The organism is Streptomyces sp. NPDC048417 (genome assembly GCF_040651615.1).
Taxonomy (GTDB): domain Bacteria; phylum Actinomycetota; class Actinomycetes; order Streptomycetales; family Streptomycetaceae; genus Streptomyces.
In genome coordinates this window covers 76,084-88,576 of record NZ_JBEZKI010000036.1, presented here as the reverse complement: position 1 = coordinate 88,576, position 12,493 = coordinate 76,084, and the positions used below count along the sequence as shown (strand labels likewise).

General features: G+C 71.6%; 10 protein-coding genes and 1 pseudogene. 4 read left to right on the top strand and 7 right to left on the bottom strand.

Annotated elements, in window-relative coordinates; translation table 11 throughout:
• Nucleotides 1-9: 9 nt before the first annotated feature.
• The 7 genes and pseudogenes from AB0D59_RS41975 to AB0D59_RS41945 all read right to left on the bottom strand — a co-directional run bounded on the left by AB0D59_RS41975 (nucleotide 10) and on the right by AB0D59_RS41945 (nucleotide 4,637).
• Nucleotides 10-717 carry a class III extradiol dioxygenase subunit B-like domain-containing protein gene (locus AB0D59_RS41975; protein WP_362576546.1) on the bottom strand — a complete coding sequence of 236 codons (708 nt, stop codon included), beginning with the start codon at nucleotides 715-717 and terminating at the stop codon, nucleotides 10-12.
• A gap of 57 nt (nucleotides 718-774) precedes the next feature.
• Nucleotides 775-1,044, bottom strand: coding sequence for a hypothetical protein (locus tag AB0D59_RS41970; protein ID WP_362576545.1), 270 nt, complete (start codon nucleotides 1,042-1,044; stop codon nucleotides 775-777).
• 35 nt (nucleotides 1,045-1,079) lie between these two features.
• Nucleotides 1,080-2,609, bottom strand: coding sequence for a tRNA (N6-isopentenyl adenosine(37)-C2)-methylthiotransferase MiaB (miaB, locus tag AB0D59_RS41965; protein ID WP_362576544.1), 1,530 nt, complete (start codon nucleotides 2,607-2,609; stop codon nucleotides 1,080-1,082).
• Between the two features lie 538 nt (nucleotides 2,610-3,147).
• Complete coding sequence (locus tag AB0D59_RS41960) at nucleotides 3,148-3,477, bottom strand: hypothetical protein (RefSeq protein WP_362576543.1); 330 nt, start codon at nucleotides 3,475-3,477, stop codon at nucleotides 3,148-3,150.
• Between the two features lie 13 nt (nucleotides 3,478-3,490).
• Nucleotides 3,491-4,102, bottom strand: coding sequence for a CHAT domain-containing protein (locus AB0D59_RS41955; RefSeq protein ID WP_362576542.1), 612 nt, complete (start codon nucleotides 4,100-4,102; stop codon nucleotides 3,491-3,493).
• 11 nt (nucleotides 4,103-4,113) lie between these two features.
• Nucleotides 4,114-4,284 (bottom strand): annotated as a pseudogene (locus tag AB0D59_RS41950) (integrase core domain-containing protein); the annotation flags it as partial.
• A 53-nt stretch (nucleotides 4,285-4,337) separates the two neighbouring features.
• Complete coding sequence (locus tag AB0D59_RS41945; RefSeq protein WP_362576541.1) at nucleotides 4,338-4,637, bottom strand: trypco2 family protein; 300 nt, start codon at nucleotides 4,635-4,637, stop codon at nucleotides 4,338-4,340.
• An 84-nt stretch (nucleotides 4,638-4,721) separates the two neighbouring features.
• On the opposite strand from AB0D59_RS41945, the gene AB0D59_RS41940 reads away from it, so the two are divergent.
• The 4 genes from AB0D59_RS41940 (at nucleotide 4,722) to AB0D59_RS41925 (ending at nucleotide 12,489) form a co-directional block, all read left to right on the top strand.
• A complete protein-coding gene (locus tag AB0D59_RS41940; RefSeq protein ID WP_362576540.1) occupies nucleotides 4,722-6,050 on the top strand; it encodes a serine protease in 1,329 nt (442 codons plus the stop codon).
• A 188-nt stretch (nucleotides 6,051-6,238) separates the two neighbouring features.
• Nucleotides 6,239-8,626: a tetratricopeptide repeat protein gene (locus AB0D59_RS41935; protein WP_362576539.1), complete on the top strand. Its 2,388-nt coding sequence runs from the start codon at nucleotides 6,239-6,241 to the stop codon at nucleotides 8,624-8,626.
• Between the two features lie 51 nt (nucleotides 8,627-8,677).
• Nucleotides 8,678-10,165 carry a hypothetical protein gene (locus AB0D59_RS41930; protein ID WP_362576538.1) on the top strand — a complete coding sequence of 496 codons (1,488 nt, stop codon included), beginning with the start codon at nucleotides 8,678-8,680 and terminating at the stop codon, nucleotides 10,163-10,165.
• A complete protein-coding gene (locus AB0D59_RS41925) occupies nucleotides 10,162-12,489 on the top strand; it encodes an extracellular solute-binding protein (RefSeq protein WP_362576537.1) in 2,328 nt (775 codons plus the stop codon). Before AB0D59_RS41930 ends, AB0D59_RS41925 begins: the two co-directional genes overlap by 4 nt.
• Nucleotides 12,490-12,493: the final 4 nt, after the last annotated feature.

Below are 12,493 nucleotides of genomic sequence, written 5' to 3'. Positions count from 1 at the left end.
GCGAAGTGGTCAGGACCAGGTCGCCACGAGGTAGCAGACGCCGTAGGGCGCGTCGTCGTGGAGCAGCGCCCCGACGAGGCCCGCGTCCTCGGCCGCGCCGGCCAGCACCTGCCAGGGGGCCCGGCCCGAGGCCTTGAGCTGGTACGCCAGGTCGGCGTCGAGGTCCGTGATCGCCGCGAGGTCGGCGGTGCCGAGCGCGCGGGCCGCCTCGGCGTCGAAGGGGGCCGCCCGCTCGTCGAGGTAGCCGGGCGCCTTGAGGGTGCGGCAGGCACTGGCGTCGCCCATGACCAGCATCGCCACCCGCGCGGCCCGGCCGGCGATCTCCCGGCCGGTACGGACGCACCGTTCGGCCTCCAGGGGCTCGCCCACGCCCAGCCCCTCGATCGGCGCGTCGGCCCAGCCGGTGCGCTCCAGCAGCCAGGCGCCGACGGCGAGCGAGGCCGGCAGCTCACGCTCACCGGCCTCGCCGCTCCCGAGCCGTACGTCGACGTCGACGCCGAAGCCGCGGAAGGAGCCCCGGCTGCCCTGCGGGAACACGCCTCGCCCGGGCTTCTCCGCGGGCCCGACCACCACCAGCAGGTCGGGCCGTGCGGCGGCGAGCACGCCCAGCGCGTCGGCGCAGGCGGCACGGGCGACGTCCAGCTCGGGGGCGGCACCCGCGGCGACCTCGGGCACGAGGAGCGGCGGGCAGGGGCAGACTGCGGCGGCGACAAGCATGATCGGCAGGGTAGCGGCGACGGCCGCCGAAGGTCAGTCAGCGGCGGCCGCCCATGGTCAGTCCTCGATCAGCACGTCGGTCAGGTCGATCAACGTGAGCACCAACACGACGAGCTTGCCGTCGCTGATCACGTACTCGATGAAGAGGTTGCGCGAGAGGGCGATCTCCCGCGTCGTCTCGTCGCCGCGGACGGGGTGGGAGAGCTTGTGCCGCGGGTCGGTCACCAGTATGGCCAGGCCGCGTTCCAGCACGTCACGCCGGTCGGCGGGCAGGCTGTCGCGCACGTGGGCGGCCTCTTCGGTGAACGCGACTCGGTACGGCAACATGTGATGCTCCTTTCCGCCCGTATTGTGGCAGGCCGTCAGTCGCACCCGCAGCCGCTTCCCGAGGCCACCGGCAGCGGCTCCGGTACCCCGATCTTCGGCAGCCCGAGCAGTACGCCCGCCGGCTTGGCCGCCTCGGCGGCGTTGCGCTTCTCCCAGGCGTCGCCCGCGCGGGTCCGGCGCACGTCCAGTACGGCGCCCTCGGCGAGGAGGTGGTGCGGGGCGGCGTAGGTGATCTCGACCGTGACGACGTCGCCGGGGCGGACCTCCTGGTCGGGCTTGGTGAAGTGGACCAGACGGTTGTCGGGGGCCCGGCCGGAGAGGCGGTGGGTGGCGCCGTCCTTGCGGCCCTCGCCCTCGGCGACCATCAGCTCCAGGGTGCGGCCGACCTGCTTCTTGTTCTCGTCCCAGGAGATCTCCTCCTGAAGGGCGACGAGACGCTCGTAACGCGCCTGGACGACCTCCTTGGGGATCTGGTTCTCCATGGTCGCGGCCGGGGTGCCGGGCCGCTTGGAGTACTGGAAGGTGAAGGCCTGGGTGAAGCGGGCCTCGCGGACCGCGTGCATGGTCTGCTCGAAGTCCTCCTCGGTCTCGCCGGGGAAGCCCACGATGATGTCCGTCGTGATCGCGGCGTGCGGGATGGCGGCCCGGACCTTCTCGATGATCCCGAGGTATCGGTCCTGCCGGTACGAGCGGCGCATCGCCTTCAGGACGGTGTCCGAGCCGGACTGGAGCGGCATGTGGAGCTGAGGCATGACGTTCGGGGTCTCCGCCATGGCCGCGATCACGTCGTCCGTGAAGTCACGGGGGTGCGGGGAGGTGAAACGGACCCGCTCCAGGCCGTCGATGGTGCCGCAGGCGCGCAGCAGCTTGCTGAAGGCCTCGCGGTCGCCGATGTCGGAGCCGTACGCGTTGACGTTCTGGCCGAGCAGGGTGATCTCGGAGACGCCCTCGGCGACCAGGGCCTCGATCTCGGCGAGGATGTCGCCGGTGCGGCGGTCCTTCTCCTTGCCGCGCAGAGCCGGGACGATGCAGAAGGTGCAGGTGTTGTTGCAGCCGACGGAGATCGAGACCCAGGCCGCGTACGCGCTCTCGCGCCGGGTCGGCAGCGTGGAGGGGAACGCCTCCAGCGACTCGGCGATCTCGACCTGCGCCTCTTCCTGCACCCGGGCGCGCTCCAGCAGGACCGGCAGCTTGCCGATGTTGTGCGTGCCGAAGACGACGTCGACCCAGGGGGCCTTCTTCACGATGGTGTCGCGGTCCTTCTGCGCGAGGCAGCCGCCGACCGCGATCTGCATGCCGGGGCGCTTCGTCTTCATCGGGGCGAGGCGGCCGAGATTGCCGTAGAGGCGGTTGTCGGCGTTCTCCCGGACGGCGCAGGTGTTGAAGACGACGACATCCGCGTCGCCGTCGGAGCCCTCGGGGGCGCGGACGTATCCGGCCTCCTCCAGCAGCCCGGACAATCGCTCGGAGTCGTGGACGTTCATCTGGCACCCGTAGGTGCGGATTTCATAGCTCTTAGATCCTTGAACGTCCACTGCGGGGCTCCGGTCGCTGCTGCTGGTCATGAGCCAAGGGTATGTGCTCCTGAGAGACCCGTGCTCAGCGCTTCCTGCACGGGCACCCACGACCACCGCACCGCTGGGCTCTCTGTATACAGGGCGCAGCCGATGCCGCCGCCCACTGCGTCGCCCCCCGTTACCGCCGATCAGAGGCGGGGTCACTTCTGACACGACGAGACCGGCAGTGCCAAGAGACTGTCGGGCCGACCGTGGCTGGCCGTCCTGGTCTCGCGAACGGCCGGCGAGGAGGTTGGGGGAGGTCGGTGAGTACCGTTGTCTTCGGGAGTCGTGCGACCAGGGGGGAGCGAATGGACGCAGAGATGGAGAACCTGGCGGTCTGGGCCGCACAGGTTCTCTTACAGGCGTCGTCAGAAGAGGTGCGGGCGGGAATTCTGCGCAGTCTCGAGTCCCTTCGCGGGGCCGAGCAGTTGGCCGCGCGACTGCGGTTGTACGAGCCGTACCAACAGGAGCTGGTCACCGACCTGCTCCGTCTCCTGGATCAAGACGGGGCGTTCGCCGCGGACCTTCGCTCGCTCATCGCCGACTACGGCCCTCCGGGCGTAGGCGACGCGGGGGCCACCGAGGCGGAGGAAGCCGAGGACACGGGCGAGCCGGATACGTCTGCCATCTCGGACAGCGGAAGTGCCCCCTCCGCACGCTCCTCCAGCGATCGGCACGGGCTGCGCGGAGGCTGGGCCCTACCCAGCGATGCCCAGTCCGACGCAGAGTCCGCCATGTCCTCGGCGCCGAGGTCGCCCCAGTACACCGGATGCATCTCGATGCCCGAGGCTGCTTGGAGGGACGCGACGGCCGTGGTGAAGCCCGAGGGATCACGGTTGGCGACACCGTGGATGACGAAGACAGGGTCGATCACGTGCCTTGCTCCTTCATGCCTGCGTGTGGGCGGTGACGGCGGGGTTGCCGTGGATGGCGTAAGCCAGCCAGGTGGGATCGCCGTCCTGGACGTGGATGGCCTTGCGGGCCGTCAACGATGCGTGGCCGAGCGGTTTGCGGTGGGTGATGAGCTGGTCGTAGAAGGTGTCTGCGAATTGGAGGGCGGTCTGGGAGCGCACCGGCCAGAGGGTGCCGATGGACGCCGCTGCTCCGGCTTGGAGGAACTCCGGAGCCCAGCCGAGCGTGGCGCCGAACCAGCCGATTTCACCCGAGCTGCTGCAGGCGTTGAAGAAGACCAGTGGACGATCCGCGCGCAGGCTGCGGCGCTGCGCGGCGACAGCGAGGTCGATCGGGGCAAACGACCCGTCGGCCATGGACTCCTTTGAACCCGCGGCGGTGAAGGTGTCGTGGCGGGCGAAGTACAGGATTCCGCCCTGGCCGCATTCGTCGGACCTTGGGGCCTCAGTGACCGAAGGGGCTACGGGAGCGGCGACAAATAACTTTGCTCGCTGACTGGGGTTCGGCAGCGCGCTGGCCAACCGACCCCCGAGGATTTGTGATTTGACAACAGGCTTGCCCTGCTCAATGGCGCGGATGATTGCCACGGGCACCAGGTGTATTGACCTGAAGCGTTGTTCACACGGGTGATCGGTGGGTGGCCGCCGAGTGCGGTGTGGCAGCGGTGGTGGTTGTAGGTGTGGAGGAAGTCTGCCAGGGCTTCGACCCGTTCTTGGTTGGTGGTGTAGGGCCGTAGGTAGACCCGTTCGTCGAGCAGGGTGCGGTTGAACGCGCGCTTCCACTGCGGGAGCCGACCACCGGCCGAGCGTGTGGTGGCCGGGGCTACCGGCCCACCACACGCTCGATGCCACTCTGCGTCGGCGCCGGCTTGAGGTCTATCTGCACTCGGTGCACCGAGTCACGGCTCACCGCGCCGCCGAGGCGCGCCTCCACGACGCCCAGGCGCAACCCCGCACCGCCCTCACCGGCCCGGTGGAACTGCACCGAGAACTCCACGCTCACCTGCTCGACGGTGAACCGCCAGTCACTGCCCACGCCGTCGCGCTCCGCCTGCGCCAGTTCCGTGCGGATCGAGTCGATGGCCTGGGCGAGACCGATCGGCTCTGACTGATTGTTCGTCAAGTCTTTTCCCTAGTACGGCGCTTGGCTGACACTGACGGGAGCACAAGTCTAGTCCCGGCGGGCCGTGGTGCGTAGCGTGAGGGGATGGCCGGATTGGCTGCGGACTGGCGGGTGCGCCTGCGGTCGGGGGACGCGGCGGGCGCGATACGGGGCGCCGGCGTTCTCATCGACGCGCGGACTGTGCTCACTTGCGCGCATGTGGTCCGGGACCCGGACGCGGTGATATGGGTCGAGTTCGTCGAGAACACGCGCGTCGAGCCGGTCGCCGCGCGCGTCGCCGACGGCGGCTGGCTGCCGGACCTGCCGGACGGGGACCGTGAGGACGTCGCGGTGCTGCGCCTGGACAGCCCGCGCCCGCAAGCCCGCCCGGCCTCCCTGTCGACCGAGCTCACCGCCGGTCTCGCGGTCACCGTCACCGGGTACCCGGAGCGCTTCGACGACGGAATGGTGCTCATCGGGACCGTGCGCGGCCTGAGCGGGCGCCGGGTGGAGCTCGATGCGCGCCACCGTAGGGAAGTGGTACGCGGCGGGTTCAGCGGGGCCGGGGTGTGGGCCGTGCCCGCGGACGGAGGGGGGCCGGTCGTGGTGGGGATCGTGGTCAGCTGGCGGGGTGACCTGGACAAACCGCAGGCGCAGGACAACGTGCTGGCGTTCTCGTACATGATCCCCGTCGCGCGCATGGCCGAACTCAGCTCTGTGGTAAGCGAGTTGGCGCATCCCGACGCATGGGACCGGGGCTTCGACGAACGTGCGCGGCGTTGGCTGGCCGACCCGTCCGGCCCTCCGGTCAAGATCAGCGTGATCGCGCGCGAGGGCGGCCGGGAGCGGACCCTGCGCCACTTGGAGCATCTCGCCGACAGGGTGCACCGGCCTGCCGACGCCTCCCGGGCCGAGCTGGTCGACCGGCTCCTGGGCGGGGCGCTCGCCTTCGCGCCCGGCGGCTACCCCGCTTGCCGGGAATGGCTGCTCGGCCGGGGTACCCGCCCAGCCGGTGGCTTGCCGGTAGCCGAGCCCGGCATCACCCTCCTCGTAGACGGCGTGGACGAGGCCCCCAGCCCCGCCCGCCTCGCCGCGCTGCTAGCGCGGCTCGCCGAGTGCGGCGTGCGGCTGCTGCTGGTCTTCCGCGACAGCGGCGGCCCCGGATGGCGGGAGGTGCGCGAGATGGTGCTGGAGCCCGCCCTGTTCGCCTACGTCGATGACCTGCTCGTCCGTGCGAAGGAGTGGGAGGCCCGCCGGGCGCGCGAGAAAGGGATGGTCGACGCGGAGTCCCTGCGCCACGCGGCCGCCGCGACCGCGGACCTGATGGCACGCCGCGAAGAGATCACGGTCATGGTCGACCCGACGGAGCGGCTCGGTGCCCTGCGGGTGTTGGCGGATCGGCTGCGGGCGACGTATGCGGAGGGCCAGGGGTAGCGGGTGAGTGAAAGGAGGATGGGGTGATGTTGGCAGTCGTCGGACGGGAGCGGACAGCGGGCGTCTCATGGGAGTTGGCGGGTGGGCTGCGGGAGGCGTGTCCCGCAGACGGGGGCGCGGCTGAGCGGCGCGATCCGCCGTCGTGACATCGGCGTGCCGACGGCCGTCGAAGGAAACGGGGAAGGAACATGCGGGTGAATACGGAGCCGTGCCGTCAGCGGCGGCTCAGGGGAGGGCTCTGCGGCGGGGAGATCCTGCCGACCGGGTACTGCGGCCGGTGCGGCCGACGCCGGGACGCGCAGCCGCTGCCGGAGCTGGGCGACGGGCTGCGGGGCCCCTGGCAGTTGCTGGAACTGCCGTCCCGGATGCCGCGCCCATCCGAGGAACGGCTCGCCGCCGGCGCCCATATCGCGGAGCAGGCTCAGCGCTGCCGCACACTGGACTGCGGTGCCACGATCCCCGTCCTCGCCGACAACCCCGACCGACAGTACTGCCCGCGCTGCGGCCACCCGCACGCCGTGCGGCCCGACTTCACCCAGGGCGCCACACTCAGCGACCACTACCACATCAAGGGACCTGTCGCCCGTGGCGGTCAGGGCTGGGTCTATCTCGCCGAGGACACCCACCTCGGCGACCTCGTCGCCGTCAAGACCCTGCGCGACCGCTACGGCGCGGACGGCGCCGCCCTCGCTGACCTGGAGCGCCGCACCCTCGTCGCCACCCGGCACCCGTACATCGTGCAGATCCGCGACTTCCTCCCCTACGAGGCTCCCAGATCGGGGGACGACAGCGCAACGCACCCCGAACTCGAGGTCAGGGGCGGCCACATCGTCATGGAGGACGTCGGTGACCACACCCTTCAGTCCGTCATCGACGAGGTCCGCTGCGGACGCGAGACACTCGACATCGAGCACGTCGCCACGTACGGCATCCAGATCCTGACGGCGCTGTCCCACCTGCACCAGCAGGACCTCCTGTACGGCGACATGAAGCCGTCGAACGTCGTCCACTTCGGCGACCACGTCAAGGTCATCGACCTGGGCAGTGTGCGCAAGGTCCACCAGACCGAGCCGCGGCCCCATGTGACGCCCGGTTTCCACGCGCCGGAACTGGCCGACGAACTCACCCTCGAGAACGACCTGCACACCGTCGGCGTGACCCTGCGCTGCCTCGCCGCCGCTGCCGTCCGCGACAACGTGCCCGGCCTCGGCACACGTTCGCTCGACGCGGTCATCGCCCGTGCCACGCGCACGGTGGATCAAGGACCGCGGTTCAAGGACGCGGAGGAGATGGCCGACCAACTCCGCGGCGCCCTGCGGGAGATCAGGGCGCTGCGCGGCAAGGGCGGCTCGCCCGAACCGTCCGGCTACTTCGACCCGTCGCCGGACTGGCTGGGCGAGCGCCTCGGCGACGTACCCACGACGTCCGACCTCGCGCGTCGCGACGGGAACCGCCCGCGCCGCGGCACCCCGCCCGTCCTGCGGATTCTGGATCCCGGGCGGCCCACGCCGGTCGAGATCGCCCAGCGGCTCCCGGTGCCCAAGCCGTTCTCCGACGACCCGCGCACCCCGGAGTTCGGCGTCACCGGCGGCTACGCCCGCACGGTGCGGCTCCAGCAGATCACTGGCGGCGAGCCCTCCGCCGAAATCTGCCTGCACAACATCCGCGTCGCCCTCGCCACCGATCCCACACCCCCCGACATCGCGGCGGCGGAGGCTGAGCTGGCCCGCGCCGAGGAGATCCCGGGGCCCGAGGAGGTCCGGCGCTGGCGCCTGGAGTGGCACCGCGGGCTGATCGCGCTCGCCCGGTACGGCGCAGGTGCCCGGCGGCGGCCTGCGGGCAGGGCGGCGGACCTGGCCGAGGCGCGCGAGAGTTTCGAGCGGGTCCGCGCCGACCTGCCGGGGGAGTACGCGCCCAAGCTCGCCATCGCCTACGTCCACGAGTGCACCGCCCATACCGATTCAGGGGCAGCGGAGGCCGCCGCAGCACGGGCCCTGGCCCGCGACCTGTTCCACGCGGTGCATCTGCGCAATCCGGCGCACTGCGGGGCCGCCCTGGGCCTGGCCCGCCTCGCCCTCGAGGAGCACGACCGCGTCCAGGCGCTCGCCGTCCTGGAACGGGTGCCGCCCGGCACCCGCGGCCGTACTCTCGCGCAGCGGGCCGCCACCCGGATCCGGGCCGCCTGCCTGGGCTCCGGCCCCGACGACCTGCCCCCGCCGGACGCCGCCGAGTCCGTGCTCGCCGCGCACGCCGTCGACCGGATCCGCCCGTCGCAGGAACGGGAACTGGTGCTCGCGCCGCTCGACGAACTGCGGCTGCGCATCGAGGTCAACGAGTGCCAGCTCGCCGCGCTGCACCTGGCCCACGGTGTCACCGGCGAGGGCGAAGCCACCTTGTGGCGCCGCCTGCGCCGCTGGTGGCGCCCCGCGCGCGAACCGAGCACCGTCGAACGCCGGGCGGTGGAAGTCCGCGCCCAACTGGAACGCGACTACCTGGAACTCGCCGCAAACGACGCGGGCTTCAGCGAGGCCCTGGTGGAGCGCGCGCATGCCGTCCGCCCGACGACGTGGACGTGAGAGGGCGCGTTGTCCGTGCCGCCGTACCGCAGCACCCAGCAGGAGGCCCTGGTGAGAACTCCGTCCGAGCAGGTCCCGACGCCCCCCTCGGGCGGTGCCGGGACCGCGGCGCCGTACACCACCTCGCTCGTCGTCCATGTCGACGAGCCCGATCTCGTGCCGGACATACGCGTACCGGGCGAGTCGGTCAGGCTGCTCGCGCAGGTGGAGGTGACCATCTCGGACCGAGCGGGGGGCGATAACGCCGACCCCGGACAACTCGTCCTGATCATCGCCCTCGACCTCGCCGAACACCGCCGGGAGCGCATGGTGGCCGCGATGCGCGATGCGCTCGCGGCCATGCCCTCGGAAGTGTCGTTCGCCGTGGTCACGGCGGGCAGAGGGCACGGCGACGGGCCGGTGCGCTACTACCCGGCCGGGCCCGGCTCGTGGGCGCCGGCCGACCGGCACCACCGGATCAACGCCGCCTTCGCGGTGGGCGCGGCTCCGCTGGCCGCCGACGGCTCACCGAGATCCTTCGGCTACGACGGATGGCTGGCCGAGGCACAGCGCCTGTTCGCGAGTTGCGACCGGCCGCTGTGCCGGCTGCTGCTGGTCACCGACGGGAGCACCGGATACGAGGAGGCGTCGCTCACCGCCCAACTGGAGTCTTGCGGAGCCGAGTTCGCTTGCGAGGTGATCGCCGTCGGCGAGCACTGGGACTACCGGCCACTGGAACGGATCGCCGGCCGTCTGCGGGGGACGGCCGACGCCGCGGGCCAGGACTTCGCCGCCGCGCTCGCCGCGGCGGTCCGCAGGGCCTGCCGCCGGGCCGTGCCCGCACTGCCGCTGGAGATCACCGTGCGCCCTGGTGTGAGCGTCGAGTCCTTCGTCCAGTTCACGCCCGAGCACCTCGAACTCGCCGCCGACCCGCCGTCCGGACCGCACCGTCACGTGTTCCCTGCCCTGCCGTGGGATCCGGCGGGCGCCACCAGCGAGTTCCTGCTCAACCTGCGCGCCGACGGCGCCGAGGATCCGCTCGGCGAGGAGCTCCAGTTCGCCATGGTGTCGCTGGGGTCCCTGCACGAAGCCGTCACCGCCTGCTGGCGTGACCCCCGCCTCCCACCCGCACGGACCGTCCTGCGCACGAACGCCGAGACGACCGGCGGCAGCAGCCGCGTCCTCGACTCACGGCACCAGATGATCGTGCACCTCAGAAAGGGGCTCGAAGCCCTCGGAGGCGGTCGACGGGCCGACGCGGAACGCCACTTGGGACAGGCCGCCGCGGTGGCACACCGGCTCGGTGAGGGCTGGGTGCTCGACGAGATCGGGGTCTGGGGCGAAATCAGTGACGCCGCCGCCGGATCCGTCAGCGTGCGTCTGCCCGCCGACTCCCACCGGGTCAGTGTGACCCTGCTGCACCTCGGCGCCCGGTCGGCCGCGCGGACCACGAGGCGCACGGCAGACCGGCAGCGCCCCACCGGCCCCTGCCCGACCTGCAAGGAACCGTCCGTTCCCGGGGCCCTGTACTGCGTGCGCTGCGGAAGGGAGCTGTCATGAGGCGGGGGCGCGAACGGCCCGGGAACGCCTGGAGTGTTCCGAGCACGCGTCGGCTGTTGCTGCGTCACCTGTGGGTGTTCCTGGGCTGTGCCGCCTTCGGCGTCTCTCTGCTCACCGTCGTGGCCGTGCCACAACTCGACGCAAGAACCAGGGAGTTGCGCGAAGAGGTCGCGCCGTCCGTGCGGGGCGCGGCGGCCGTCAGACTCGCCGTGCTGCGCGCCGACGAGGCGGCCCGGGACTCGATCCAGCGCAATGTCGCCGGCACGGTCGGCGCGGGCGAGACGGCCCAGAGCCAGCTCGCCGCCGCGGACCAGGGCCTCACCCAGCTCGCGGACCACGTCGGCAGCGGCATCGACCAGGACATCTCGGCGGTCAACGGCCTGCTCGCCGCATACAACAACGCCATCACGCTCGCCACGGTCAAGTACCAGGCGGACGACGAGATGCGGGGAGAGAAACTCGCCGAGGCCCATGCCCTTCTGGAGCGCCCCAACACCGGCCTCCTCGCCCGTCTCGACTCGGTCGCCACCACCGAACGGCGCCGGGCTGATCAACTCGCCGACCTGGGTGTTCTGTTGACCGCCACCTGGGTGGCGGTGGCGGCCGCGCTTGTCGCCGCCGCCGTCGCGGCGGGTCTCGCGTGCCGGACCATCAGTCGGCGCTGCGGCCGGCTGCTCGCCCCCTGGATCCTGGTCGGCGTCATCGGCTCCGTGGCCCTGGCTGCCATGCCGGCCTTCCTGGCATGGCGTACCGCGGGGAACCTGAACACCGCCCGCACCCACCTCACGAAAATCCTGAGCACCGCCCTGCAGGACTCGCGGCACAGAGACGCCCAGGCCCTCACCGACGCACAGCAGAAGGTCGCCGCCATCAGCCTGCCCGACCTGTCCGCGTTCGGCTGGTGGAACGTCGTCTACGTCGTCGCGGGTGTGGCCGTCACCTGCGCCGCCGTCGCCGGCCTCGTCGTCCGGCTCACCACCGACTACCCGGAGCGCCCGGTCGACTGGTCATGGGCGCGCGGCCGTTGGCACCGCATGACCCGCACCAAGCGGCGTCGCCGGAGCGCGGCGGCAGCGGTCGCGCTGGCCGTGGTGGCGGCGATCGTCACCCCCCAGGTCCTGAAGCGCGATTCCGTCGTCACCGTCCTCGGCCCGTGGACGGGCAGTGAGGAACAGCGCTTCCTCGACCTCATGAAGGCCGAGGGCATCCGCATCAGCTACCAGGGCACCCCCGCTCAGCGCGAGGTCCTGCTCTCCCGTGTGCAGGCCGGCGACCCGCCCGACATCGCGATCATGCCGGGCATCGGCGAACTGGCCGAGTACCGCGCCGAGAACCACCTGAAGCCGCTCGACGGCCTGGTCAAGGGCTTGCGATATGCGGGCCCCTGGCGCCCGGAAGGCAAGAGCCCCACCTACTGGTGGCCGGTCAACGCCAACCTCAAGAGCATCGTGTGGCAGACCCGCAGCAACGTCCGTCCCGCCGTCCTGTCCTCCTGGTGCCTCGGCATGGGCGAGGACGGCGCCGCCGGCTGGCCCGGCACCGACTGGATCGAGGACATCCTGCTCCAGCGGGCGGGACCGGACGTCTACGCGGACTGGGCCCGCGGCACCGGCAAGGACGCCCGCACCGTGTGGACGAAGGGGCCGGTCCGGGAGGCATGGCGGCAGTGGGTCGGGTTCCTCGCCACGAACGGCAAAGGTGCGAAGCACGCACTGATCACGGACTGGCGCGGCCCCGCCGCGCTGCAACCGCGCAACCGCACCGCCTTCCGCAAGGACATCAAGTGCGCCCTCGAACACCAGGGCTCCTTTGCAAAGGGTGACGACGGCGCCCGCCTCACCGACGCGGCACCGCTGCTTCCGGGCGGGCCCTACCGGACCCGCGCCTACGAGGTGTCCGGCGATTTCGCCGCCCTCTTCAATGACCGGGAACCGGCCCGCAAGGCGCTGCGCGCCCTCTTCTCCGAGGCCGGGCAGCAGAGGTGGGCGGACCAGGGAACCATGTACTCGGCGATGACCCCGGTCATGACGGAGGTCGCCGGCCACGGCAGAGTGGATGCCACCGCACGCGCGATCTACCAGAGGTTCCGGCAGACCGAGGTGCCGCGCTGCCTCGACGCCTCCGACGTCATGCGCCCCGCCGTGCGGGACGCGTTCTACGAGGCGGTGCTACGGACCGTCGCCGCCGTGGCCGGAGGCGGACTGTCCGACGCGGACCTCCATGACATCCTCCAGGGCGTCCAGAACGTCCAGAACATCCAGGAGGTACCGGGGCAGGAGGCGGGGACTGCGCACCTTCAGGTGTGCAGCGAGGCCGGGGCGTAGGTTG